Source organism: Enterovirga sp. (assembly GCF_028290205.1).
Classification (GTDB): domain Bacteria; phylum Pseudomonadota; class Alphaproteobacteria; order Rhizobiales; family Beijerinckiaceae; genus Enterovirga.
Window position 1 is genome coordinate 1 of the sequence record NZ_JAQGKF010000069.1, and the last position, 25,161, is coordinate 25,161.

At 70.4% G+C, this 25,161-nt stretch carries 24 protein-coding genes and 1 tRNA gene; 13 read left to right on the forward strand and 12 right to left on the reverse strand.

Annotated features, from left to right (window positions below; all coding sequences use genetic code 11):
• Positions 1-768: 768 nt before the first annotated feature.
• Positions 769-844 (reverse strand) — tRNA-Lys (locus JWR86_RS04725).
• Positions 845-1,131: 287 nt separating this feature from the next.
• Between JWR86_RS04725 and dut the strand changes: the two genes are divergently transcribed.
• From dut to JWR86_RS04745, 4 genes are all read left to right on the forward strand, one after another.
• Positions 1,132-1,623: a dUTP diphosphatase gene (gene dut, locus JWR86_RS04730; protein WP_299561461.1), complete on the forward strand. Its 492-nt coding sequence runs from the start codon at positions 1,132-1,134 to the stop codon at positions 1,621-1,623.
• Complete coding sequence (locus tag JWR86_RS04735; protein WP_299561464.1) at positions 1,620-2,048, forward strand: Rrf2 family transcriptional regulator; 429 nt, start codon at positions 1,620-1,622, stop codon at positions 2,046-2,048. Before dut ends, JWR86_RS04735 begins: the two co-directional genes overlap by 4 nt.
• A 77-nt stretch (positions 2,049-2,125) precedes the next feature.
• Positions 2,126-3,103: a cysteine synthase A gene (gene cysK / locus JWR86_RS04740; protein WP_299561467.1), complete on the forward strand. Its 978-nt coding sequence runs from the start codon at positions 2,126-2,128 to the stop codon at positions 3,101-3,103.
• 69 nt (positions 3,104-3,172) lie between these two features.
• Positions 3,173-3,451 carry a hypothetical protein gene (locus tag JWR86_RS04745; protein ID WP_299561470.1) on the forward strand — a complete coding sequence of 93 codons (279 nt, stop codon included), beginning with the start codon at positions 3,173-3,175 and terminating at the stop codon, positions 3,449-3,451.
• Positions 3,452-3,478: 27 nt separating this feature from the next.
• Here the strand turns inward: JWR86_RS04745 and JWR86_RS04750 are convergent, their stop codons facing one another.
• From JWR86_RS04750 to JWR86_RS04770, 5 genes are all read right to left on the reverse strand, one after another.
• Positions 3,479-4,411: a hydroxymethylglutaryl-CoA lyase gene (locus JWR86_RS04750; protein ID WP_299561474.1), complete on the reverse strand. Its 933-nt coding sequence runs from the start codon at positions 4,409-4,411 to the stop codon at positions 3,479-3,481.
• Positions 4,411-5,613 (reverse strand): CaiB/BaiF CoA-transferase family protein, encoded by a 1,203-nt coding sequence (locus JWR86_RS04755; RefSeq protein ID WP_299561477.1) that lies wholly within the window; start codon positions 5,611-5,613, stop codon positions 4,411-4,413. Before JWR86_RS04755 ends, JWR86_RS04750 begins: the two co-directional genes overlap by 1 nt.
• Positions 5,610-7,061, reverse strand: a complete 1,452-nt coding sequence (locus JWR86_RS04760) for an HWE histidine kinase domain-containing protein (RefSeq protein WP_299561480.1) — start codon at positions 7,059-7,061, stop codon at positions 5,610-5,612. Before JWR86_RS04760 ends, JWR86_RS04755 begins: the two co-directional genes overlap by 4 nt.
• Positions 7,058-8,554, reverse strand: a complete 1,497-nt coding sequence (locus JWR86_RS04765; protein WP_299561483.1) for an ATPase domain-containing protein — start codon at positions 8,552-8,554, stop codon at positions 7,058-7,060. Before JWR86_RS04765 ends, JWR86_RS04760 begins: the two co-directional genes overlap by 4 nt.
• A gap of 68 nt (positions 8,555-8,622) precedes the next feature.
• Positions 8,623-9,126 (reverse strand): NUDIX domain-containing protein, encoded by a 504-nt coding sequence (locus tag JWR86_RS04770; RefSeq protein WP_299561585.1) that lies wholly within the window; start codon positions 9,124-9,126, stop codon positions 8,623-8,625.
• A gap of 231 nt (positions 9,127-9,357) precedes the next feature.
• Between JWR86_RS04770 and JWR86_RS04775 the strand changes: the two genes are divergently transcribed.
• From JWR86_RS04775 to JWR86_RS04790, 4 genes are all read left to right on the forward strand, one after another.
• Positions 9,358-10,284: a metallophosphoesterase gene (locus JWR86_RS04775; protein WP_299561486.1), complete on the forward strand. Its 927-nt coding sequence runs from the start codon at positions 9,358-9,360 to the stop codon at positions 10,282-10,284.
• Between the two features lie 77 nt (positions 10,285-10,361).
• Positions 10,362-11,351 carry an ABC transporter substrate-binding protein gene (locus JWR86_RS04780; RefSeq protein ID WP_299561489.1) on the forward strand — a complete coding sequence of 330 codons (990 nt, stop codon included), beginning with the start codon at positions 10,362-10,364 and terminating at the stop codon, positions 11,349-11,351.
• A 3-nt stretch (positions 11,352-11,354) separates the two neighbouring features.
• The gene (locus JWR86_RS04785) at positions 11,355-12,698 is read left to right on the forward strand and encodes an acyclic terpene utilization AtuA family protein (RefSeq protein ID WP_299561492.1); all 1,344 of its coding nucleotides are present in this window, start codon (positions 11,355-11,357) and stop codon (positions 12,696-12,698) included.
• Complete coding sequence (locus tag JWR86_RS04790; RefSeq protein ID WP_299561495.1) at positions 12,695-13,009, forward strand: hypothetical protein; 315 nt, start codon at positions 12,695-12,697, stop codon at positions 13,007-13,009. The genes JWR86_RS04785 and JWR86_RS04790 overlap by 4 nt, the downstream gene beginning before the upstream one ends.
• A 21-nt stretch (positions 13,010-13,030) precedes the next feature.
• Here the strand turns inward: JWR86_RS04790 and JWR86_RS04795 are convergent, their stop codons facing one another.
• The 5 genes from JWR86_RS04795 to JWR86_RS04815 form a co-directional block, all read right to left on the reverse strand.
• Positions 13,031-14,386, reverse strand: a complete 1,356-nt coding sequence (locus tag JWR86_RS04795) for a globin-coupled sensor protein (RefSeq protein ID WP_299561498.1) — start codon at positions 14,384-14,386, stop codon at positions 13,031-13,033.
• A gap of 43 nt (positions 14,387-14,429) precedes the next feature.
• Entirely contained in the window at positions 14,430-15,332 is a 903-nt protein-coding gene (panC, locus tag JWR86_RS04800; protein WP_299561501.1) for a pantoate--beta-alanine ligase, read from the reverse strand.
• 123 nt (positions 15,333-15,455) lie between these two features.
• Positions 15,456-16,343, reverse strand: coding sequence for a 2-dehydro-3-deoxygalactonokinase (locus JWR86_RS04805; RefSeq protein WP_299561504.1), 888 nt, complete (start codon positions 16,341-16,343; stop codon positions 15,456-15,458).
• Positions 16,344-16,347: 4 nt separating this feature from the next.
• Positions 16,348-16,977: a uracil phosphoribosyltransferase gene (gene upp, locus JWR86_RS04810; RefSeq protein WP_299561507.1), complete on the reverse strand. Its 630-nt coding sequence runs from the start codon at positions 16,975-16,977 to the stop codon at positions 16,348-16,350.
• A 69-nt stretch (positions 16,978-17,046) separates the two neighbouring features.
• On the reverse strand, positions 17,047-18,396 hold the full coding sequence (locus JWR86_RS04815; RefSeq protein ID WP_299561509.1) for a hypothetical protein: 1,350 nt from the start codon (positions 18,394-18,396) through the stop codon (positions 17,047-17,049).
• A gap of 303 nt (positions 18,397-18,699) precedes the next feature.
• Between JWR86_RS04815 and JWR86_RS04820 the strand changes: the two genes are divergently transcribed.
• Positions 18,700-19,785 (forward strand): aldo/keto reductase, encoded by a 1,086-nt coding sequence (locus JWR86_RS04820; protein WP_299561512.1) that lies wholly within the window; start codon positions 18,700-18,702, stop codon positions 19,783-19,785.
• A 41-nt stretch (positions 19,786-19,826) separates the two neighbouring features.
• Here the strand turns inward: JWR86_RS04820 and JWR86_RS04825 are convergent, their stop codons facing one another.
• A complete protein-coding gene (locus JWR86_RS04825; RefSeq protein ID WP_299561515.1) occupies positions 19,827-21,068 on the reverse strand; it encodes a DUF1688 family protein in 1,242 nt (413 codons plus the stop codon).
• A gap of 272 nt (positions 21,069-21,340) precedes the next feature.
• Between JWR86_RS04825 and JWR86_RS04830 the strand changes: the two genes are divergently transcribed.
• The 4 genes from JWR86_RS04830 to JWR86_RS04845 all read left to right on the forward strand — a co-directional run bounded on the left by JWR86_RS04830 (position 21,341) and on the right by JWR86_RS04845 (position 25,126).
• Positions 21,341-22,714, forward strand: a complete 1,374-nt coding sequence (locus JWR86_RS04830; protein WP_299561518.1) for an MFS transporter — start codon at positions 21,341-21,343, stop codon at positions 22,712-22,714.
• A gap of 64 nt (positions 22,715-22,778) precedes the next feature.
• A complete protein-coding gene (locus tag JWR86_RS04835; protein ID WP_299561521.1) occupies positions 22,779-23,318 on the forward strand; it encodes a hypothetical protein in 540 nt (179 codons plus the stop codon).
• On the forward strand, positions 23,315-24,046 hold the full coding sequence (locus tag JWR86_RS04840; protein ID WP_299561524.1) for an HAD family hydrolase: 732 nt from the start codon (positions 23,315-23,317) through the stop codon (positions 24,044-24,046). Before JWR86_RS04835 ends, JWR86_RS04840 begins: the two co-directional genes overlap by 4 nt.
• Before the next feature lie 156 nt (positions 24,047-24,202).
• Entirely contained in the window at positions 24,203-25,126 is a 924-nt protein-coding gene (locus JWR86_RS04845; protein WP_299561527.1) for a ferric reductase-like transmembrane domain-containing protein, read from the forward strand.
• Positions 25,127-25,161 lie beyond the last annotated feature (35 nt).

Genomic DNA, 25,161 nt, shown 5'->3' on the forward strand with positions numbered 1-25,161 from the left:
AGTGAGTCGGATCCTCCGATACGGTCAAAGAACCCCGTTCGGAAGCGCCGCAGCCGATTCTGCGACAGTACGAGCCTGTGGCCACTAGACCGGCCACGTGTTCTTTCGTAGGTGGCCAATCCCGCCATCCGGCGCGCAGAATCCATGATGAATTCATCATCGTCTGGAGCAAGTAAGTGCAAGGCTAGCAGATATGCTGCGATCTCTCTCTGCAGAGGGAGCTTGGCAGCCTTCTCTGTGGCGTGTTCCTCGAGCCACTCGCGATCTGGCGTGATTGATGATTTGACAGGATATTCAACTTGAATGACGAAGTTGGAGATATATCGCGCCGCCCAGGCCGTATCTACCGCATCGGAGCCTTGCGGAACGGTGGGGCGTGCTGGACGGAGTTAGCGTTGGGTGGCGCTGAAACATCGCTGCCGAGCGTGGCTGGCGGGGAGGTGGGTTGGGAGGTGCGCTGTCTCGTCGAGACTTGCGCAGGTATCCACTGATCCGATCGACGCCCAAACAGTCTCAACAGGCGAGCGCGGTCCGGCGGGGGGCGATCTCGGAACTGTGCTCGCTGGGGCGCCTCGTTGTCCGGCCAATGAGGGTTGGAACGCCTACCCCGCGCCTCGCTTAGCCGAGCCTGTCGCGCGTCAGGCCCTTAGAGCGATCGGCCAGTGGTCATGCTGCCCCGCTGTCGACCGTTAGCGCCTCATGGGAGTCAGCATCGGGCCGCCGCGGCAACGGGGTTGAGCAAAGGCTCCGTCTAAACCCCTGAAATAATGGTGGGCGCACTAGGGCTCGAACCTAGGACCCGCTGATTAAGAGTCAGCTGCTCTACCAACTGAGCTATGCGCCCTTCGCCCGGAGGCGGGCGGCCTTGGCCGCCGGGGATGCGTCTAGCCCAGCACTCAGGGCCTGTCCACCGTCTCCGTGATCCGAACAGCTTCCTGGGGCGATGTTTTCCAAAGCCGTCGTTTCGGGCGCCCCGCGCGGGCTGCGGGCCGACCGGAGTTGAAGCGCAGGCCGGAGGATGGCATCTCGGCCGGGCCCACGCCCGAGGAGGTCCGCTCTGCATCACAGCCTCATCGCCCTGCGGCCCATCGCGCGGCCCGCCCGCGGCCGGTTCGGCAAGTGAGGCCCGGCATGCAGGTCGACCTACGCATCCTGGATAGCCGGCTCCCGGGTTGGGGCTTCCCCCGTTACGGCTCGGATCTCGCGGCGGGGCTCGACCTCCATGCCTGCCTGGACGCGCCGCTCGACCTGGCACCCGGCGCGGCCCCGATCCTGATCCCGACCGGGTTTGCCATGCGGCTCGGCGACCCGGGCTGGTGCGGGCTGGTCGCGCCCCGGTCCGGGCTCGGCCATCGCGGCCTCGTTCTCGGCAACACGGTCGGCATCATCGACGCGGATTACGAAGGCCCGGTGCTGCTCTCGGCCTGGAACCGCAACCAGCCCGGCACGGCGCCCATCACGGTTGCGCCGGGCGACCGCATCGCCCAGCTCGTGCTGGTCAGGATCGACCGGCCTGCCTTCCGGGTCGTCGCCGCCTTCCCGGAAACGTCGGGGCGCGGGGAGGGCGGCTTCGGGTCGACGGGCCAGCAAGGCGCCTCTTCCGGCACGGCGGCGCGCCCATGACCCTGCTTCCCTCCCGGGCGCTGTATGCGGTGGCGGCGGTGCTGGACGTGGCGCTCCACGCCCGCGGCAGCCCCGTCTCGGCCAAGGCGCTGGCCGGGCGGCTCGATGTCGGGCCGCGCCATCTCGAGGCGGTCTTGCAGCATCTCGTGCGGGCCGGCATCCTCAAGGGCGTGCGGGGACCGCGCGGCGGCTACGAGCTCGGGCGCGAGCGTCGCCGCATCTCGGTCGGCGAGGTGGTCCGGGCGGTGGAGCGGATCGAAGAACCGGAACCGACGGGACCGGACCTGATCCGGCAGGCCATCGCGCCCGCCATCGCGCAAGCCGCGGGGGAGTTCCTGGCCGCGCTCGACCGCATCAGCATCGACGAGCTGTGTCGCGCGGCCGGACCCGCCGGCGTGCCGCCCCAGGCAGATTTCACAATATAAAAATGTTCATTAGATGAACCATCGACACCGAGACGGGAAATAGCTACAGCCCCGTCGATCCAGCGAGGAGCGACACCATGTCCGAGACCGTGAGAACTGCCACCGGCGCGCCGGGTCGCGGCCGCATCTACGGCTCCATCACCGAAACGGTGGGCAACACGCCGCTCGTCCGCCTCGACCGGCTGGCCAAGCAGAAGGGCGTCAAGGCCGAGATCCTGCTCAAGCTGGAATTCTTCAACCCGATCAGCAGCGTCAAGGACCGGATCGGCGTCGCCATGATCGACGCGCTGGAAGCCTCCGGGCGGCTGAAGCCGGGCGGCACGCTGGTCGAGCCGACCTCGGGCAACACCGGCATCGCGCTGGCCTTCGTGGCGGCGGCCCGCGGCTACCGGCTGATCCTGGTGATGCCCGAGACGATGTCGCTCGAGCGGCGCAAGATGCTGGCCTTCCTGGGCGCAGAACTCGCTCTGACGCCCGGCCCGCAGGGCATGAAGGGTGCCATCGCCAAGGCTGAGGAATTGCTGCGCGAGATCCCCGGAGCGGTCATGCCGCAGCAATTCGAGAACCCTGCCAATCCGGAGATTCACCGCAAGACCACCGCCGAGGAGATCTGGAACGACACCGCCGGGCAACTCGACGTGTTCATTTCGGCCATCGGCACGGGCGGCACCATCACGGGCGTCGGCGAGGTGCTGAAGCCGCGCCTGCCCGGCCTCAAGGTCATCGCGGTCGAGCCCGAGGATTCGCCGATCCTGTCCGGCGGCCAGCCCGGACCCCACAAGATTCAGGGCATCGGCGCCGGCTTCGTGCCCGGCGTGCTCGACACCCAGATCTACGACGAGGTCGTCACGGTCGGAAACCAGACCGCCTTCGAGACCTCGCGCCTTCTCGCCAGGGTGGAAGGCGTCCCGGGCGGCATCTCGACCGGTGCCAATGTGGCTGCCGCCCTCGAGGTCGCGGCCCGGCCCGGCATGGAGGGCAAGCGCATCGTCACGGTCGCGTGCTCCTTTGCCGAGCGCTACATCTCGAGCGCGCTGTTCGAGGGGATCGGCTGACCGGGCGGGCCGATCGTCGCTGGCGCAACCCTTCGGGGACCCGGGTGTTTCCTGCCGAAGGAGACACCCATGGCCGACAGCAAGGTTCCCAATCTGAAGAACTTCAGCGCGTATCGGGATGAGAACGGGCGGGGGCTCGGCACGGAGCCGGGCGACCGCCCGCGTTATGACGACGTCCACGAGCAGCTGATGCAGGAGCCGACCAGCGAATCCGAGGCGGCGCGGCTTGCCTCGGGCTTCACGAGCGACGACGGCACCGAAGCGACCGAGGCCGAAACGCCGCCGGAAAACATCGCCCATATCGGCGATGCGACCCTGCCGCCCCGCCGCGGCCCCCGCGGCGGGTAGAAGCGGGCTCCGGCCAGCACGGGCCGGTCACGCGCCGGGCGGTGCCGGGTGCAGGTCCAGGGGCCGTCCGGCTGCCCGGACCTGGCCCGGCACGTCGTGGCCGACAAGATCGGGCAGCTCGCGCGACACGGCGATGAGGCTGTCGAGATCGACCCCGGTCCCGATTCCCATCTCCTCGAACATGTTCACCACGTCCTCGGTGCAGACATTGCCCGTGGCGCCGGGTGCGAAGGGGCAGCCGCCCAGCCCCCCGAGCGCCGCGTCGAAGCGCACGCATCCCGCCTGCCAGCCGGCCAGGACGTTGGCCAGACCGGCACCGCGGGTGTTGTGGACGTGCAAGGTGAGAGGCAGGGCGGGATGCCGGGCCAGCACCGCCGCCACGAGGTCGGCGACCTGGCGCGGATTGGCCATTCCGGTCGTGTCGGCGAGGGTTACGGCGGTGCAGCCCTCCGCCAGCAGCCGCTCGACATGGTCGAGCACCTTGGCGCGCTCCTGCCGGCCCTCGAACGGGCAGCCGAAGGCCGTCGCCACGCTCGATGTGAGCGCGATGCCGGTCCCGGCCAGCACCTGCCGGACTTCCCGAAGCGCCCGGAACGAGCCCTCGGGGTCCATGCGCAGGTTGGCCCGGTTATGGGTTGCAGAGACCGAGATCACGACGTTGATCTCGTCCAAGCCGCTCTGGGCGGCGCGCTCGGCGCCGCGGGCGTTCGGGATGAGGGCGCAATAGAGCGTGCCCGGCCGGCGCCGGATGCGGCGCGCCACCTCCTCCCCGTCGGACAGGGCTGGGACGTGTTTCGGCGACACGAACGAGGTGATCTCGATCTTCGCCAGGCCCGTGTCGGACAGGCGGTCGATCCAGGCGACCTTGCGGTCGGTCGGCACAAAAACGGGCTCGATCTGCAGCCCGTCCCGCGGTGCCACCTCGTGAATGAAGACCCGTTCCGCGCCGGCCGAGATCATCAGACCGCTCCCTTGCGGCGGAGCTCTGCCACAGCATCGTCCGAATAGCCGAGCCCGCGCAAGACCTCGTCGGTGTGCTCGCCCAGATCCGGTCCGAGCGTCCGCATCACGCCGGGCGTGGCGGAGAGCTTAGGCGCGATACCTGGCACGGGCATCGGCGTTCCGTCGGGCAGTGTCGTCTCGATGATCATGTCGCGAGCCCGGTAATGCGGGTCGGCCACGATGTCGGCCACGCTGTAGACCCGGCCGGCCGGCACCCCGGCCTCGTTCATCAGGGCGAGAACCTCGTCGATGCTTCGCCCCCCCGTCCAGTCCGCGATGGCGCCGTCGATCAGTTCGACCTGGGCAGCCCGGCCGTCGTTGCGGGCCAGCCGCGGGTCGTCCGCGAGATCGGGCCGGCCGATTGCCCGCATGAGCCGGCGGAAGATGGAATCGCCATTGCCGGCGATCAGCACGAAGCCGTCCCGGCACGGGTAGCTGTCCGTCGGCACGATGCCGGGGAGGGCGCCGCCCGAGCGCTCCCGGATCTCGCCATAGACCCCGTATTCGGGAACGAGGCTCTCCATGCAGTTGAACACGCTCTCGTGCAGAGCCACGTCGACGACCTGGCCTGGGCCGCCGTTGCGGACCACATGGATCACGCTCATCAGCGCGCCGATCACGGCGTAATGGGCGGCCAGCGTATCGCCGATCGAGACCCCGGTGCGGGCCGGTGGCCGATCGGGCGATCCGGTGGTGTAGCGGATGCCGCCCATCGCCTCGCCGATGACGCCGAAGCCAGGGCGCTCCCGATAGGGCCCGGTCTGGCCGTAACCGGACAGGCGCACCATCACGAGGCGCCGGTTGAGCGCGTGGAGGGCGTCGAAGCCGAGCCCCCACTTCTCCAGCGTGCCGGGACGGAAATTCTCGATCAGGATGTCGGCCTCGGCCGCGAGGCGGCGGACGATCTCCTGTCCCTCCGGGACCCTCAGGTCGGCCGTGATCGAGCGCTTGTTGCGGGCTTGGACCCGCCACCACAGGGACGTCCCGTCGTGGAGCTTGCGCCAGGTCCGCAGGGGATCGCCCGTGCCGGGCGTCTCCACCTTGACCACGTCGGCGCCATATTCGGCCAGGATGCGGGCCGCGAAGGGACCGGCGATGAGCTGACCGAGCTCCACCACCTTCAGGCCGGCGAGCGGCCCTGAATGCGGGGGAGCGGTCATGCGGGCAGACCCGGGCTCGTGGCCCGGCCGGGATCGGGCAGCGGGAAGCTGAGCCGCACCTTCAGCCCGTCAGGATCGTAATCGGTGCTGACCTCGGCTTTCACCTGGGCGGTGAGCACCCGCTGGAGAAGCCGGGTTCCAAAACCCTGGCGTTGCGGCGCGGAGACCCGCGGGCCGCCCGCTTCGACCCAGTCGAGGCGCAGACGGCGCGCCTCCCCGTCGTGTTCCACCGACCAGCGGACGTCCACGTGCCCCTCCCCGTTGGACAGCGCCCCGAACCGCGCCGCGTTGATGACCAGCTCGTGGAACGCCATCCCGAGCGGGACAGCGTAGTCCGACGGCAGCTCGACCTCCGGACCGTTGACTCGGACCCGTTTGCGCCCGTCGTCGAACACGTCGAGCTCCTTGGTCAACAGCTCCCGCAGCGACGCCCTTTGCCACAGCTCCTCGGTCAGGATGGTGTGGGTGTTGGCGAGCGACATGATGCGCCCGGTGAAGTCGCGATAGAAGTCGTCGATGGTGGAGGCGCCGCGGGCTGTCGAGCCCACGATCGCCTGCACCGTGGAAAGCGTGTTCTTCACGCGGTGATGCAGCTCGCGGATGAGCAGGTTCTGCCGGTCGGTGGCGTGTTTGCGTTGGGTGACGTCGAGCGACACGCCGGCCATGCGCAGCGGCCGCGTCTCCGCGTAGCTGGCCCGGCCCCGCATCTCGACCCAGCGGGACTCGTCGTGCGGTCCGCCGACCCGGAATTCGACCCCGTAATCGGTCCGGGTGTCGATCGCCTCCTGAACCGCCCGCGTGATGCGGCCGACGTCGTCCGGATGGACCCGTTCGAGCAGGTCCGGATAGCTCACCGGGCTGTCGGGCGGCAGGCCGACATGGGTCCGGAAGCGCTGCGAGGCCGTCAGGGTCATGTCGACGAGGTCGAGCTCCCAGGCCCCGAGCCGACCGGCGTCCAGCGTGAATTTCAGCCTCTCATCGCTGAGGGCGAGCTCGGCGCGGCTGGCCTCGAGCGCGGCCAGCCGGTCGCGCGCCTGGTATTGGCGACGGCGACTGCCGAGTGCCGTCCGGACGAGGCTGACGAGCGTCATCGGGTGGAAGGGGCGCTCAAGGAACGTGACGTTGCCGAGGGCCCGCATGTGCCGGATGGCAGAGGGGTTCCGCTCCTGCCCGCCCCCGCGCAGGGTCAAGAGAATGAAGGGGTAGTCCGACCAGGTCGGCTGCGTCTCGATCTTGGCGACAAGGGCGGAGAATTCCGCCGATTGCAGCGCCTCCTCCGTCAGAACCGTGACGGCGGAGCGCCTCAGGGCCGGCAGAAGGCTCGGGAGAGTGGGGCAGATCTCCGTCTCGACGCCATCCTCGCAGAGGACGCTGGAGATGATCTCCGCGTCGCGACCGAGCGGCGCCAGCACGGCGACCTGCTCCGGGTTCTTCTCGCCCGGGTTCACGCCGGGTCGGCTCCGAGCAGGGAGGCGGGTTCGCCAATGAAGCTCGGGACCCCGCGCAGCACGCCCTGGAACCGGTTCAGCGGCCCCCCGACCGCGATGCCATACTGGTCGATCTGGAGTTCGCGGATCGTCCGCTCGTGGCCGCCGGCGCGCTTCTTGATGACCGAGATGGCTCGGCGGACCTCGCCGGCCGCCTCGAAATAGCGCAGCAGGATGATGGTGTCCGACAGGTAGGTCACGTCCACCGGTGTCCGCATGTCGCCGACCAGGCCGTGCTGCGCCAGCGTGATGAACGTCGCCGTGCCCTGCCGGTTCAGGAAGTGCAGAAGCTCGTGCATGTGGAGCACGAGATGCTGCTCGTCCGGCATGGCGGCGTGGTAGCCGTTGAGGCTGTCGATCACCACCGTGGAGGCGCCCTGTTGCTCCACGGCCCAGCGCACCCGGTGCGCGAACTCGCCCGGGGAGAGTTCGGCGGCGTCGACCGCCTGCAAGGCCAAGGCGCCGCTCTGCTGCATGGCATGGAGATCGAGCCCCATCTCGCGGGTGCGAGCCTTCAGGATACCGATCTCCTCGTCGAAGACGAAGATGGCGGCCCGTTCGCCGCGCGCGATGGCAGCCCGCACAAAGCTGTAGGCCAGGATGCTCTTGCCGGAACCGGAGGGGCCGATCAGCAACGAGGCCGATCCGGGCTCCCCGCCGCCGCCCAGCAGCCTGTCCAGGCTGTCGATCCCGCTGGTGAGGGGCGCCCTCGAAAAGGCGCGGCCGTGTTCCGCCGACACAAGGCGGGGAAAGGCCACAACCCCGCCGGTCGCGATGGTGAAGTCGTGAAAGCCGCCCCGGTAGGTCACGCCGCGGTATTTCAGGACCCGGAGCCTTCGCCGTTCCGCGCCATAGGTCGGGGCGAGCTGCTCCAGTTGCACGACGCCATGCGCGACGCTGTGCACGGTCTTGTCCCCCGGCTCGCTCGTCATGTCGTCGAGCAAGAGAACGGTGGCGGCATGGCGGGAGAAATAGTGCTTCAGCGCCAGCACCTGCCGGCGGTAGCGCAGGGAGCCCTGCGCCAGCAGGCGGATTTCCGAGAGGCTGTCCAGGACCACCCGGGAGGGCTTCAGCCGCTCGACGACCTCGAAGATGCGGCGGGTGGTCTCTCCGAGCTCAAGATCTGACGAATACAGCACGCTTTGCTGCTGCTCGTGGTCGAGGAGGCTTTCGGGGGGCGCGAGCTCGTAGATCAGGATGCCGTCCGGGATGGTCCAGCCATGCGAGGCCGCGCCGTCGCGAAGCTCTTCTTCCGTTTCCGAAAGCGTGATGTAGAGCCCCGTCTCCCCCGCCCGCGCCCCTTCCAGCAGGAACTGCAGCGCGATCGTGGTCTTGCCGGTCCCGGGCGTGCCCTCCAGCAGGTACATGCGGCTGCGCACAAGGCCGCCTCCCAGCACCTCATCCAGGCCCTTCACCCCCAGTGCGGCCCGTTCCGCAGCAGCTTCACTGATCATGTACGATTCCGCACTTTTGTGGCCCTTAACACCGCCCTCCAGGGCTGGCGAGCGACCGGATGCGCGCGTCAACGCAATTCAGGCCGGCCCGGGTCCTCCCGCGCGTTCGCGGCGCGCCAGTGCTGCGCGGGAGGCAGTCCGGCGGTGATCTCGGAGAGCCGCGCCCGGGTTCCGGGAGTGGCTCCTTCCGGCAGGGCGTCGAGCGGGAAGAAGTCGGCGGCGGCGATTTCCCGCACTGGGCGCGGGCGCCCGGTCCTCTTGAAGTGCCGGACCTCGTAGACCAGCACGTGGTCGCGCGCCGAGGCATGGTCGTTGAAGCACAGGCCGTGCAGGCGGGGCGGGGCGGTGAGCAGGATCCCGCCTTCCTCCGCCAGTTCGCGGGCCAGCGCCTCTTGGGCCGTCTCGCCCGCTTCCACGCCGCCGCCCGGCAGGTGCCAGCCCGCCACATAGGTATGGCGGACGAGGAGGACGCGGCCTTCCTGATCGATGACGGCGCCGCGGACGCCGAGGGTCAGCCCGCGCGACAGGCGAAACCACAGATGCAGCAGCGGGCCGATGAGTTTCACGGTCAGCGGTGGAGTGGTTTCGGAAGCATCCGGGCTCAGGCTGGACAGCACATACCTCCCGGCGGGAGCCGGAGATAGTCAAGTTGCGGGCCGTTGCCGGGAAGGGCTGCGTCACATCCGCTCCTGCGCGGCTGCGGCGCACTCGCCGGCCCACAACCGGCGATCAGCGTCGCTGGCGCGCCGCGAAGGCGACTGGCGAGGCTTGACGCGCCTCCGCCCAGAGGCGAGGTCGCCGGCATGTTTCGCTTCGCGCATCTGACCGACCCCCATGTCGGCCCCTTGCCGCGGCCGGCTCTGCGCCATCTCCTCGGCAAGCGGATCACCGGCTACGTGAACTGGCGCCGGGGCCGGCGCGAGGCGCACGACATGGACCTCCTGGCCGCGCTGGTGCGCGACCTGCGGGAACAGGCGCCCGATCACATCGTCTGCACGGGCGACGTCTGCAATCTGGGCCTTGCCAGCGAGTGGCCGAGCTCGCGCCTGTTCCTGGACGGCCTGGGCAGCCATGACACCGTCAGCTTCGTGCCCGGCAATCACGACGCCTATGTGCCGGGCTCGCTGGAGGGCCTGCTGGAGGCGGTCGATCCCTTTGCCGTCGGTGACGAGCCCGGCCTGACGCGCTTCCCCTTTGTGCGCCGGCGTGGCCCGGTGGCCTTTATCGGCCTGTCGTCCGCGATCCCGACCGCACCCTTCGTGGCGAGCGGCCGGCTCGGCCGCACGCAGACCAAGCACGCGGAGGCCTGCCTCGCAGCCCTGGCGGAGGAGCCGCTTCTGCGGGTCGTGCTGATCCACCATCCACCGCATGTCGGGGGTGCCCCGACGGGCCGAAACCTGGTGGACGCGCATCGGTTCGAGGCCATGATCGCCCGGGTCGGCGCCGATCTCATCATCCACGGCCACAACCATGTCGGCTCCGTCAGCTTCCTGGAGGGGCCGCACGGACCGGTGCCGGTTGTGGGTGCGCCCAGCGCCTCCGACCGGGGCGGCGCGCTCACCCACCCGGCCGGCTACCACCTGTTTCGCGTGCATGACGAGGAGGGGCGCTTCCGGATCTCGGCGGAGTTGCGCGGCCTCGATGCCGAGGGCGTCTTCGGCAGCCAGGGTGCGATCGACATTTCCGGCAACACCGCCCACCGCCGGGTCGCCGGGCACGTACGGGGCTGAGGCGCCCCGCATAGACGTCCCCACCGAAGCTGCTACCCTCGTGCCACTCGGCCCGGAGAGGCCTTGGGAGGATACGCATGCGACGTTTGATGGCCGCCCTGGTCTGCCTTGGCGGGCTCGCCGCCGGCGCGGCCCGCGCCGAGGTCGCCGAGATCACGCTCGGACAGCAATTCGGCCTCAGCTTCCTGCCCATGATGTACATGGAGCATGCCGGTCTCATCGAGAAGCACGCCGCTGTACAGGGCCTGCCGAAGCCCAAGGTAACCTGGGCCAAGCTCGCCGGCCCCTCGAACCTGAACGAGGGCCTGATCTCGGGCGCCATCCAGTTCACGGCGCTCGGCACGCCCTCCATCGGGCTGCTCTGGGACCGGACCCGGGGCGACGTGAAGGGGCTCGTCGCGATCTGCTCCTACCCGCTCTACCTCAACACCCGCACCCCGGGCGTGAAGTCGCTCAAGGATTTCGGCCCGACCGACAAGATCGCGGTGCCGTCCGTGAAGGTGTCGACACAGGCCATCATGCTGCAGATGCAGGCCGAGAAGGAGTGGGGGCCGGGCGAGCACTTCAAGATCGATTCACAGACCGTGTCGCTCGGCCATCCGGACGCCATGGCGGCCCTGCTCGGCAACACGGAGGTGACGGCCCATTTCGCCTCCTCGCCGTTCCACGAGATGGAGCGGAAGGACGGCCGCATCCACACCGTCATGACGTCCTACGAGATCCTGGGCGGTCAGGCGACGGCCGCCACCATGATCACCAGCGAGCGCTTCAAGAAGGCCAATCCGAAGACGGTGCAGGCCGTGCTCGACGCGACCCTCGAGGCGATCGACTACCTGAACGCCGACAAGCGGCGAGCGGCCGAGTTGTACCTGAAGCTGGCGGGCGGCAAGAGCAGCGTGGATGAGCTGCTGGCCATCATCTCCCATCCTGACTGGAACTTCACGGCCACGCCGCAGAAGATCGGCAAGACGGTTCAGTTCATGAACAAGCTCGGCACGGTGAAGACCCCGGTCACCGACTGGAAGCAGCTGTTCTTCCCCGAGGTGCACAACCTGCCGGGAGACTGAGTCATGATCCGCATCGGCTGCGGGGCCGGGTTCTCGGCCGACCGGCTCGGCCCGGCCTGCGATCTCGTCGAGCACGGGCGGCTCGACGTGATCATCTTCGAATGCGTCGGCGAGCGCACGCTGGCCTTCGGCCACCGGGACCGGCTCGCCGATCCGCAGAAGGGCTATAACGCCCAGCTCGAACGTCGCATGCGCAAGATCCTGCCGCTGTGCCGGCGACACGGCACGCGGCTCGTCACGAACATGGGGGCGGCGAACCCGAGAGCGGCCGCGGCCGCGACGCTGCGCATCGCCCGCGAACTCGGCCTCTCGGGGCTGCGCGTCGCCTTTGTGGAGGGCGACGAGGTGACAGACCGGCTCGGGCCCGAGACGCCGCTCTGGGAGGGCGGGACGATCCGGGATGTCGGGCTCCAGCTCGTCGGCGCCAACGCCTATATCGGGTCGGATGCGCTTTTGCCGGCGCTCGAGGCGGGCGCCGATGTGGTGATCGCCGGCCGGGTCGCGGATCCGGCGCTCGTCGTCGCGCCGCTGCGGCACCATTACGGCTGGGCGGAGGACGACTGGCAGCGCCTCGGCGCCGGTACGCTGGCCGGCCACCTGCTCGAATGCGGCATGCAGATCACGGGCGGCTATTTCGCCGATCCCGGCCGCAAGGAGGTGCCGCGCCTCGCCCAATGCGGCTTCCCGATCGCCGAGATCGATTCCGAGGGCGGGCTCGTGATCACCAAGCTCGCCGAGGCCGGCGGCTGCGTGACCGCCCGAACGGTCAAGGAGCAACTGCTCTACGAGGTGCACGATCCGGCCCGCTACATCACGCCGGACGTGGTGGCGGATTTCAGCCGCGTCGGCGTGGACGAGGTCGGGCCCGACCGCATCCGCCTCTCCGGCGGGGGAGGGCGCGAGCGGCCGGCCGACCTCAAGGTCACGGTCGGGTTCGACGGCGGTGTCCTGGCGGAGGCCGGGATCAGCTATGCCGGCCCGAATGCGGGCGCCAGGGCCCGGCTCGCCCGCGACGTGCTGGAGGAGCGCCTGCGCGAGGTGGTCGGCAACGAGGCGCCGCTGCGCCTCGACCTGATCGGCGTCTCGTCCCTGCACGGAACGGCACTGCCCGAGGCGACCGGGGGCGAAGACCTGTCCGACGCGCGCGACGTGCGGGTGCGGGCGGCGCTGCGGACCACCGATCGCGACAAGGCCGAGACGGTGCTCTGGGAGGTCGAATCCCTGCTCTGCTGCGGGCCGGCCGGTGGGGGCGGCTACCGGGGCCAGATCACGCCCTCGGTCGTGACCTACTCGGCCTCCATCGCGCGCGCGGCGGTGCCGACCCGTTTTCACATGGAGGTCGCGTGACCCGCCGTCGGCTGTACGATTTTGCCCATGCCCGCGCCGGCGACAAGGGCGACACCTCCAGCGTCGCGGTGTTCGTGGACGACCCGGCGGATTACCCAGCGCTCAAGGCGGGGCTGACGCCGGAGCGGGTCAAGAGCGCCTTCCCGGACCTGATCCGGGGCGAGGTCGTGCGTTACGAGCTCGACGGCCTGCACGGGGTCAATCTCGTGATGAGATCGGCCCTTGAGGGCGGCGTGAACTCCTCGCTTAACCTCGATTCACACGGCAAGTCGTGGAGCTTCCTGATCCTGGGGCTCGACGTGGAGGCGTGACCCGCGAACCGAAACGGGCCCCTAGCCGGTCCCGCGCACGCGCGCGAAAAACTGGCCGACGTCGCGCTCCAGCGCGTCGGCGCCCGTGGACAAGCGCTCCGTCCAGCTGACGATCGCTTCGGCGGCGGCGAGATTGCGGCCGCTGGCGAGTTCCACGGCCCGCACGTTGTCGCTGGCATCCGTGGTGGTGGCAGCCATGCGGCGGGTGCCGTCGGAGATCGAGCGGGTCGCTGCGCCCTGCTCCTCGACCGAGGCCGCGATCGCGGTGGCAGCCGAGGCGATGCTGCTGACCAGCGCCGACACGCCGCCGATCTGCGCGATCGAGCGGCGCGTGCGCTCCTGGATGGCGGCGATCTGGCGCGAGATCTCGCCGGTCGCCTTGGCGGTCTGGCCCGCCAGCGCCTTCACCTCGGCCGCCACTACGGCGAAGCCGCGGCCCGCCTCGCCCGCCCGCGCGGCCTCGATGGTGGCATTGAGGGCCAGGAGGTTGGTCTGGGCCGCGATGGTCGAAATCAGCTCCACCACGGAGCCGATCTGGTGGGCCGCGGCCGCGAGGTCGTCGAGCCCCGCCATGGACAGGGCGGCGTCGCTGGTCGCGCTCTGTGCCAGCCGCAGGCTGCCGTCGCTCTGGGCACCGATCTCGGCGATGGAAGCGGCGAGCTGCTCGGTAGCCGCGGCCGTGTCTTCGATCCCGGCCGCCACTTCGCCGGACACGCGGGTCACCGAGGCCATGCGCTCCGAGGTCTCGTTGACCACGCCGCGCATCTCGGCCGAGGACACCCGAAGCGCGTCCGAAGCCTTGGTCACGGCCTCCACCACCGCCCCGATGGTGGGCTCGAATTCGCGGATCGCCCGCTCGACGGTTTCACGCCGGCTCTCCGAAGCGCGCAGCGCCGCGTCGTGCTGCACGGTGATGGACATCGCGAGGTCGAAATCGAGCGCGTTGCCGACAAGGGCCGCGATCTCGGCCACCCGCGCGCCGGAGAAGCGATGGCGACGCCGCGCGGCGCTCAGGATGGACCGGCGCACGATGTTGCCGGCAAACAGCCGCGTGCGGGCAATCACCCCGAGCCTGTCGTGCTCGGCCGCCAGCCGACGGCACGACGCCAGATAGGCCTGGTCGAAACGGCCCGACAGCGGAAAGGCGAGATGGTCCGCCTCGAGCTGGCAGATCGTGTCGCCGTCCTGACGGAAGAGGTCTGACACGCTCGGGTTGGCGAGCTCGACCTCGCGGAAGCTGGCGAGGCCTTCGTGCAGGGCCGGTTCCACGATCGGCCACAGAGCGGCGAGGCGCGCCCGCGCAGGCCGATCGAGGCTGTAGAGCATCAGCCGCGACTCGAAATGGGAGGGCACCGGGCCCGCAGGCATGTCGCTCATCGGCTCGCCGTCATGCGCCTCGCGAAGAGCCGCCCCGCGAGACCTATGAGGCAGGGCGGTTAACGGGGGCTGATCCCGTCTGGTCCCGCACAGACGGTGCCGGTACCTCCACATTGTCGAGGAGCCGAACGTCGCCCACGCGAACGGCAGCGAGAAGCCGGGCAGACCTGCCGGCCGGGAGAGCTGGGAGGGGCCTGAGCGTCTCCGGCTCGACGAGTGCCAGGTAGTCGAGCGGGCCGAATCCGCCCTCGGCGAGGGCGCGCCGCCCGGCCGCGAGAGCCTCCTCCACGGCGGTGTGGCGCAAGGCGTCGCGCACGTCGGCGAGCACGCGGTTCAGGCTGCGGGCCACCGCGAGCTCGCCTTCGGACAGGCGAAGGTTGCGGGAGGAAAGGGCGAGCCCGTGTGCGTCGCGGACCACGGGGTGAGGCACGACCCGAAGCGGCAAATCGAGATCTCGGACCATGAGGCGGACGATCTGGAGCTGCTGCCAATCCTTCTCGCCAAACACGGCGAGATCGGCCTGGGCCTGGATGAAGAGCTTGGCCACCACGGTCGCCATGCCGTCGAAATGGCCCGGCCGCACGTCGCCTTCGAGCCCGGCGCTCGGCCCGGCGACCGAGACGGTCGTGCCGAAGCCCGGCGGGTACATGGTTTCGCCGCTCGGGGCGAAGACGAGATCGGCTAGGCCCGCCAGGAGGGCGCGATCGCGCTCCTCGGTGCGCGGATAGCGGCCGAAATCCTCGGCGGGGCCGAACTGCTTCGGGTTGACGAAGATCGTGACGACGACCCGCTCCGCCTCCTCCCGAGCCCGGCGCACAAGCGCGAGATGCCCGTCATGCAGGGCGCCCATGGTGGGCACGAGTGCGATCCGGTCGCCGGCGCGGCGCCAGGTGCCGACACGCTCGCGCAGCGCCGCGACGGTGCGGGTAACGTCGGGGACTTGCATGATGGCGCGAGCTTCCTGGAGGGCGCAGGTTCGGTGGCCGGCCCGCCCGCCCGCGTCAAGCCCGCTCCCGACGGGCAGGGCGGGGATCGGGCGGCGGGGCGGGCGCGCGAGCCGCCGGCCGCGCTACCGTGCCGCCAGCACGCGGCGGAGGCCGCCGAGCAGCGCCGGTTCCGGGTCCATGATCTCGGCGCGAACACCGTGGCGCGCCAGCGCGTGGGCGTAGAGCGCGGCCCGCGCCGGCTCGGCCACCACCGACACACCTTGGGGCGGGCGGAACAGCCGCAGCGCGCCAGCCACCTCGTCGCCGGTGAGCAGGCCGGACAGATACGGCCCGAGCGCCGCTGGCGCGAGTTGGCCGCTGACGGTGGCGGCCCGCGCCCTGAACAGGTCGTGCAGCAGGGATGCGGCGCCGTCTCGTCCGGCCCCGACGGCCGCGAGGCCCTGCTCGAACCCGGCCGGATCGGCCGGCTCCGTTGCCGGGCGGCCGATCATGGAATGCTCTCGAAGAAGGGCGTGCATCTCGCCGGTCATGAAAGTCGCGAAGCGGTGGATGCGGCCGCCCCTCATCTCGGCCCACTTGGAATGCGTGCCGGGCAGGCAGACGAGGCCGTCGGCGATGTCCGAGCCGAGAAGCAGGGTCTCCTCGCCCCGCATCACGTCGATGCCGCCTCGCTCTTCATAGGCGACACCCGGAAGGACGAGCCCCTGCCGCCCTGCGCCGAGGTCGACGGCGAGGGCCCCGGCGGCGATCTCGCGCGCGCCGGCCGGGCAGGCCGCATAGCCGGCTGGAAACCACCCCTCGCGGCTGCCCACCATCCCGGCCAGCACCACAGGAAGTCCGGGCTCGGCGGCGAGCCAGGCGCCGGCGAGGCGGCCAAAGGCCGCCCCGTGCCCGCCCGGCTGCAGCCGTCCGATGCCGTCATCGGACGCGCCCCGGGCCACCACCTCTGCCCCGTCCACCAGGAAGGCGCGGAGGCGGGTGGTGCCCCAATCGACGCCCACGAAGCGCATGCGCTCAGCGCGTCCCGAACATCCGGTCGCCGGCATCGCCGAGGCCCGGAACGATGTAGCCGTGCTCGTCGAGCCGCTCGTCGATGGCGGCCGTCCAGATCGGCACCTCGGGATGCATCGCCTGGAAGTTGGCGATGCCTTCCGGTGCGGCCAGCAGGCAAACGATGCGCAACTCCCGGGCGCCCCGTTCCTTCAGCCGATCCACGGCCGCGATGGCCGAGTTGGCTGTGGCGAGCATCGGATCCAGCACCAGCACGAGCCGGTCCTCGAGATCCGACGGCGCCTTGAAGTAATACTCGACGGCCGAGAGCGTTTCGGGGTCGCGGTACAGGCCGACATGAGCGACCCGAGCGGAGGGCACGAGTTCCAGCATTCCGTCCAGGAAGCCGACGCCGGCCCGCAGGATCGGCGCGAGGACCAGCTTCTTGCCCGCGAGCTGGGGCGCCGACATCCGGGTGAGCGGGGTGTCGATCTCGATGGACTCCAGGGGCAGATCGCGCGTCACCTCATAGAGGAGCAGCATTCCGATCTCGTTCAGGAGCTGCCGAAAGCCCTTGGTGGAGCGGCTTTTGTCCCGCATCAGCGTGAGCTTGTGCTGCACGAGCGGGTGATCGACGACCGTGACGCCTCGCATGAATGGCGGCTCCTCGGGAATCTTCATCTCAGGTCGGGTCCCGGCGGCCCCACGCCGCGCAGGGTGGGATCACTTCTTGTCGAAGATCATCAGCGTGCTGAAACGGTCCGCGTCCGCGACGTTCGGGCCCGAGATCGCAGCGTAGCCGTAGCGGAACGGGACCGGGCCGACCCAGTCGACCGCCGCGAAACCGTAGGGCGGCTCGCCCTTGCAGCCGTCCTTCCACAGCTTCACCCAGAGGTCCCTGTCCTCCTTGGAGGCCGTGCGGCAGAGCGCAGCCGCCGTGGTGGTCCGGAGGTCCGACTGGTGGCCGTTGGTGCCGAACTGCTTGTGCGGCACCGTGTAGTGACCATACAGGCGCAATCGCCAGTTCTGCGCCGTGTCCTTGAACGCGCGGAGCGGCAGCCCGTCGTCGGCCTGGACCACGTGCTTGACCTGGGAGATGACGAACCGGTTCAGCCCGTCGAAATTGCGGCTGGACGAGACAAAGCTCGCGGCCTTGTAGAAGGCCGTGTCGAACCGGGTCTGTTCCAGGAACCGGGTGAAGGCGGGGTTGCGGGCGAGGTTCTGGTCGCTCAGGTCCATCCGGAAGTAGCTGACCGAGCCCTGCTGCCCGGAGGGCTTCCGGAACCGGACCCTGACGCCGTTCGAGCGTTCGGCCGTGGCCCGCAACTCGCCCGAGGGCTCGATGGCGACGGGCTCCACGGCGGTGATCTCGAAGTCGTTCGCGGCCAGCCCGACCGCGATCATCGTCGAGGTGCCAAACTCCGTCAGCTCGGACGCCATCGCGGTGGTGATGAAGTAGCTCATCCGCATCAGCGAGTTATAGGCCTTGGCGATGCGGCCCATCATGGGCTCGAGCTTCTTCGTGTCGGCCAGCCGCTCGGGCGAGAAGACCTGACCGGGCTGCTCCAGCCCGACCAGGACCAGATCCTCGAGATTGGGGAAGAGCAGGTGGGGATAGAGAACGTCCGGGCCGCCGAACAGATAGAGAAGCTTGCGGGTGCCTGTGCCGGCCTCGCCCAGATTGCTGGCGAAGAACTCGGCCATCTGCTTGCGGGAGGTGGGCGAGAACAGGGTTTGGCGCGGCGAGTCTCCCGTCCACTTGCGACGTCGGTCCCCCCGCAGCTTGGGCAGCGTGGCGCCGTCGCGCAGCACGGCGGCGAGCGAGGAGGTCTCGGCGGCCTTCTTCCAGCCGGGGCTGGCGAGGATGGCCTGCACGGCCGGATCGCTCATGTCGGCGGCCCGCGGCTGGAAGCCGCCGAGCAGCCGGACCTGCGCATCGATGGACATGGACAGCGTCGGCTGGGCCGTCAGCAGCAGCAGGAATCCGGTCGTGACCACGAACGCGGCGCTGGAAGCCGGGCGCCGGAGCAGGCGGCCGAGCTTTCGCCGGGCGAAGGACACAAGCTTTTGCATGGTGATGTGGTCCGGGCCGGTCTGGCGAGGCCGGCGAGCTGCCGCGCCGGCCTCAGCGCAGATGGCAACTTCTGGCCGCAAGATCTCGCGCTGTCGAGAACATGGACGACACAATCCACCGGGCGACGATTGAGGGGCGAGTTGGGGCGTCGCGCTGGGCTGTGCCGGGGGGGACGAGCCCGGGCCGTCCTGAGCGGATTGCGGCACGGCTGCGGGTTCTGGCGCTCGCCGCAAGCCCGCCGTAAGCTCAACCCAAGGGCGTCCGCGCGTCGGCGGGGCGCCGCCTGGTCGAGGAGACACGCCATGCCCCGCGAGCCCTCAACTCTGTTCTCCCCTCCGGTCTCGACCCGTCGAACGCTGCTGAGCGGGATGGCCGCGGCCACCGTTGTGGCGGGCGCACCGGGTCTCGCCGGGAGCGCCCTGGCGCAGTCGGCGCCGCTGCCGGCCGAAGTGCTCACCAGGAAGATGCCGAGATCCGACGAGGAACTGCCGGCGGTCGGCATGGGCACCTATCTCACCTTCGACGTCCTGCCCGGGCGGCCGCGCGCGCATCTAGCCGAGGTGATGCGGCGCTTCTGGGCAGCCGGCGGCCGGGTCGTGGACACCTCGCCGCTCTACGGGATGTCCGAAGTTTCCGTCGGCGATTTCGCGACCGCGATGGGGATCAACGACCAGATCTTCGTCACCAACAAGGTCTGGACCACCGGCGAGTACCTCGGCGACGACAGCCACGCACGGCGCAGCCTCGAGCAGTCGATGCAGCGGCTGTGGCGCGACAAGATCGACGTCATGCAGGTGCACAGCCTGGTCAATGTCGACATGATGGTGCCGCTCCTGAACGCCTGGAAGCAGGAGGGCCGTATCCGCAACGTCGGGGTGACGCATCACGAGCTGCCCTATTTCGGCGCGCTGGCGCAGTGGGTGGAGCGCGGGCAGATCGACGTCGTCCAGGTGCATTATTCAATCCACACCCGGCAGGCGGAGGACCGCATTCTCAAGGCCGCGGCCGATCGCGGCATCGCGGTGCTGGTCAACATGCCGTTCGAGAAGGCTCGGCTGTTTAAGATCGTGGAAGGGCGGCCGCTGCCCGATTTCGCGAAGGAGTTTGGCGCCCGCAACTGGGCGCAGTTCTTCCTGAAATGGGTGATCTCCCACCCAGCCGTAACCTGTGCCATTCCGGCTACGACCAACCCGGACCACATGACGGAGAACATGGGCGCGCTGACCGGGCCCCTTCCGGACACGGAGATGAGGGCCCGGATGGTGAAACACATGGAGACCATCCCGGGCTTCGACACCCTGGCCCAGATGGCCTCCTATCCCGGCAAGACCTTCGACGGCGCGGTCCGTCCACCACGTCGGCCGCCCGCGATCCCGAGCCGCACCTGAGACGTCTGCTCCGGCCGGCACCGCGGCCCGCCGGAGCCTGCTCAGAACACCGTGCCGTCGCTCGCCACCTGGATTGGCGGGCGCCCATCCGGGCGGGCCTCCCGGGCAAGGCGGCGCCCCGTGGCCCAGGTGCCGCCCTCCAGAACCTTGGCCAGCGGGAAGCTGCGGGCCTCGAGGCCGAGGCGGCTCCGCACCTGCGTGGCCAGGAGGTCCAACAGCGCCACGGTGAGGGCGCGCCATTCCACGACCAGAGCCGATCCGACCTCATGTGCGAGCTCGGCATCAGCCGGGTTGCGCAGCCGGAGCACACCCGTGTCCAGCAGGAGGCCGCCGTTGCGGTACTCGGGCAGGCCGGTCAGCCCGTCCAGATCGGTGACGGCGATCCCGGCGGCCTCCAGAGGCTCGATGAGCGAGTAGCTGAGCCATTGCGAGAGCTTGTGGAAGGGCACGAGGCCGTCCGGGCCTTCGCCGAAGGGCGGGTATGGCCAGGTGTCACCGAGCGGCAGCCCGTCGAGGCTGGTCCGGCTCGGCCACACGGAGCCGAGATGGAGGAGGACGGCCTGGAGGATCAGCGGCGCCGCGATGCTGTCACCCCCGGCCTGCGCGGCCAAGTGGTCGAACAGGCCGCCCGGCCGGGGCTCGTCTGTGCGGGCGAAGACGTCCGGCGCGGCGGTCACGGCGCGGCCGAGCCGGTTCAGGAGTTCGGCCCGGCCCGCAAGCCCGACCAGGGGATTGTCGAGCCGGACCTGGAAGCCGCGTGCGATCTCGCCCGCATCGACCAGCGCCAGCGTTCCGGCATCGGCCCGCAGGGCGTCGAAGGGATCGCCCGAGAAGCTGCCGCCGATGAACATGTCGAAGCTCGCGATCGCGAGGCCCTCCGAGCGTGACCAGATCTCGCCCGTGCGGCCCTCCTCGTAATGCCAGTCCGAACCGGCCCCCGCGTCGAGCAAGACGCTGACGATCACGAGGTCGAAGGCGGCTCGGGCGCGTTCCGCCGCGCCCCGCCAGGGCATCGCCTCGTCGAGCGTCGCCCAGCGGTCCAGCCCGCCGGCCGCGAAATGGCGCCACCGCGCATGCGGCGGCACGTCCAGCGTCGGGTACTCGGCCCGGATCGTCTCTACGAGCGCCTCGGCCGCAGGGCCGAGGCGATCGAGGTCGACGTCGAAATGCTGCAGCCGGCCGGCGAGGCCGAGCTCCAGCATGCGGGCGGCTCTGTCCCGGACGGCCGCGGCGGACAGGAGGGAGCGGGCGGGGGAGGGCGGGGAGGGGTCGGGGTGTTGCACGCGGATCAGGACCTACAGAAGCTGGACCATGCGGGGCAGCGCCCGCACCGGTTCGCCGCCGAGACCTGCCCCGCCGGAAGCGCCGCCGCCCGCCCGGCGGAACGGAGCGCGTGCATGGTGGGCCGGTCCTCGGCAGATTCTCCCCGCAATCCTAGGCCGGAGCCCCGCCCGATGTCACTTTGCGAGGGCCCGGGAGCGAGCCGGCGACCATCTGCGAACCCGGCAGGCCTGCTCCGGCGTTGGGGGCGGCGCCGCCCTGCACCGAGGCCCGAATGAGCCGAACCGCCGAGTCCGAGGACGGACTGCCGATCCCGCAACGCCACTGGTCCGCGGTGGCGATCTGGCTGGCCATCACGCTCGCCGTGCTGGACAGCGCGGTGGCCAACATCGCCCTGCCGACCATCGCGCGGGAGTTCCAGGTCGAGCCGCACGAGGCGATCTGGGTCGTCAACGGCTATCAGCTCGCGATCGTGACGGCGCTCCTGCCCTGCGCGTCGCTGGGCGAGATCGTGGGCTACCGGCGCGTGTACCTCGTCGGGCTGGTCGTGTTCACCGCCGCCTCGCTCCTCTGCGCGCTCTCCTCGAGCCTGCTCGAGCTTGCGCTCGGGCGCGTGCTGCAGGGGCTCGGAGCGGCCGGCATCATGTCCATCAACGCCGCCCTGGTGCGGTTCACCTATCCGCAGGCGCTGCTGGGGCGGGCCATCGGCTTCAACGCCCTGGTGGTGGCGCTCGCCGCCGCGACCGGGCCGTCCCTCGCGGCCGCCATTCTGTCGGTCGCGCACTGGCCGTGGCTCTTCGCCGTGAACGTGCCGATCGGCTGCCTCACCCTGGCGGTGGCGGCCTATGCGCTGCCGCGCCCGGCGCCGGTCAGGCGGCGGTTCGACGTGGCCGGGGCCGTGCTCAACGCGCTCGCCTTCGGGCTGGTCATCGGCGGCATCGACCTGCTCACCCGCACCGGCAGTCCGCTGGTCGGCGCCCTCCTGCTGGCCGGCGGGGTCGTCAGCGGCGCGGCGCTGGTGCTGAAGAGCCGGACGGAGGCGACGCCCATCCTGCCCGTGGACCTCATGCGGATTCCGGTGTTCGCCCTGTCCGTCGGGAGCTCGGTGCTGAGCTTCGCGGCCCAGATGCTGGCGCTGGTCTCGCTGCCCTTCCTGTTCGACGGACTGCTCGGGCGCAGCCCCGTCGAGACCGGCCTGCTCATGACACCCTGGCCGATCATGGTCGGCCTGCTCGGGCCCTTGGCCGGGAGCCTCGCCGACCGGCTGCCGGCCAGCATCCTGGGCGGCGTCGGCCTGGCCGTGATGGCCTGCGGCCTGGCCGCGCTGGCGCTGATCCGCCCGGACGCGACCTTTCTGGATGTGGCCTGGCGCATGGCCCTGTGCGGCATCGGGTTCGGGTTCTTCCAGGCGCCGAACAACCGCACCATGATGCTGGCCGCTCCGCGCGCGCGGGCCGGCGCGGCCGGCGGCATGCTGGCCACGGCGCGGCTCACCGGCCAGACCGCCGGCACCACGCTGGTGGCGGTGTTCTTCGCGCTGCGGCCGGCGGATGGGACCGTCGTGGCGCTGTGGGCGGCTGCGGGCTTCGCCCTTGCGGGAGCCTGCGTGAGCCTCGGCCGGCTGGCGGCCGGCCGGGAGAACGGCTGACCGCGCCGCCCGGCCGGCCCGGTGCCGCCTCGACCCCGGCCGGAGCCTCGATTAGAACGGCGGCATGCTCGACCCTGCCGCCTTCGCGACCGAGCCGGCGCCGGGTCGCGAATGCGGGACCTGCACGCTCTGCTGCAAGGTCTATGACGTTCCCTCGCTGCTGAAGCCGGCGGGCCAGTGGTGCCGGCATTGCCGGCCGGGCCGAGGCTGCGGCATTCACGAGACGCGGCCGCAGCATTGCCGCTCCTTTCATTGCCTGTGGATGACCCAGGGCTGGCTCGGCCCCGACTGGAAGCCGGAGCGGGCCAAGATGGTCCTCACCATCGACCCGGCCACCCGCTTCCTCCTGGTCCAGGTGGATCCGGGCTCCGCCAATGCCTGGCGGGCCGACCCCTATTACCGCCAGCTCAAGCAATGGGCCGCGGCCGCCATGCCGCGCCGGCAGCATGTGGTCGTGTTCCTGAACAAGAGCGCCACCGTGATCCTGCCCGACCGTGATGTGCCGCTCGGCGTCATGGGGCCGGGCGACCGCATCGTCGCGCGCGAGCGGCGCACGGCGTCCGGCATGACGCTCGACGTCGAGAAGGTGGCCGGGCCCGAGTGAGGCTCCGGGCAATCCTGTTCGACAAGGACGGCACCCTCATCGATTTCGACCGGACCTGGGGACCCGCTGCCTATGAGGTGATGCGGACCTTGGCAGGCGGTGACCCGGCGCGCCTCCGGCGGCTGATGCAGGTGAGCGCGTATGTGGAGGCGGAGCGGCGCTTCCTGCCCTCCTCGCCGCTGGTCGGCGGCTCGTCCTCCGAATATGGCCCGCTGTGGGCGGAGGCGCTCGGCCGGCCGCCGGGCGGCGCGCTCTACCGGGAGATGGACCGCCTGTTTCTGCATTGGGGACTGGAGACGCTGGCGCCCATCGGGGACCCCGCGGCGATCCTCGGCCGGCTTCGGGCGGGAGGTTTCCGGCTGGGCATCGCCACCAACGATGCCGAGGCGTCGGCCCGAGCTCAGGCCGCCCGGCTCCGGTTGCTCGATCTCTGCCCCTTCATCGTGGGCTACGATTCTGGGCACGGCTCGAAACCCGATCCGGGGATGATCCAGGCTTTTGTCCGCCAGCACGGGCTCATGCCCGGCGAGGTCGCGATGGTGGGCGATTCCGTCCACGACCTCCGGGCCGCGCGGGCCGCCGGGGTCGTCGCTGTGGCGGTGCTGACCGGGCCGCTCGGCGAAGAGGCTCGGGAATCGCTCGCCGGCGATGCGGACCACATCCTCGGGTCGATTGCGGACCTCCCGGCCTGGCTCGAGCTTCCCGACCGGCCGGCGGGTCGCGACTGAGGGTGACGCGGGCGGGTTCCGGGCCGCCTCGGGGAGGCCGGACCCGAACGTTCCCGAACAGGCTTCGGGCGCGCTCACCTTGCGGCTCGGCCGCGGCATGGACACCTTGAGCGGGACGTCTCGTGGCCGCGAGGCCAGCCCCTCTCAACGGTCGCCATGCCCGCTTTCCCTGTTCTCTGGCGCGACCGGCGCGGGCGCCTCTCGGCCCTGCGGATCGCCACGCTGGCGGTCCTGATCTGGCCGGCTCTCCTGATCGTGATCGATGCGGGTCGCGGGGCGCTGGGCGGCCGTCCGCTCAACGAGGCGATCCACCGCACGGGCTGGTGGGCCCTCGTGTTCCTGCTGCTCTCGCTCGCCGTGACGCCGCTGCGGCGCTCGGCCCGCTTCGGCCGGCTGGTCGACATCCGCCGCATGGTCGGCGTCGCCGCCGCGATCTATGCCGGAATCCACATCCTGCTCTACGTCGCCGATCTCCGCTTCGACCTGCTCAAGGTGGGGAGCGAGATCGTCTCACGGCTTTACCTGACGATCGGGTTCGCGGCCCTCCTCGGCTTGCTCGTGCTCGCCGCGACGTCCAACGACGCCTCGGTGAAGCGGCTCGGCGGGCTGCGCTGGCGCCGGCTGCACCTAGCGGCCTACGGGATCACGCTCCTGGCCCTGATCCACTTCTTCCAGCAGACCAAGGCCGACATCACCGTGCCGACGCTCTATGCCGGGCTGTTCGCCTGGCTGATGGGATACCGGCTCCTGGCCGGCTGGCGCGGCGAGGGCGCGCTCTCGCCGCTCGGGCTCGTCGGCCTTGCGGTCGCCGCCGGGCTGGTGACGCTGCTGGGCGAGGCGGTCGGCATCGCGATCGCCTTCAGTCGGCCCGTCCTGGCCTTCGCGGGGCAGTTCCTCGTGGCGGCCTTCGATCCGGATCTCGGCATCCGGCCCGGCTGGTGGGTGCTGGCCGCCGGCCTCGCGATGGCGGCACTGGAGGCCGTGCGGGGCTGGGGCGAGGGCCGGGCCGCGCCCGCACCCGCGGGCTCCACCAAGGTTGCCGTTGGCAGCTCTCCGGGCTCTGCCCTACAACCTCGCTGAAGACCGCCGGAGGGCGGCGCAGCTGAGGAAACGAC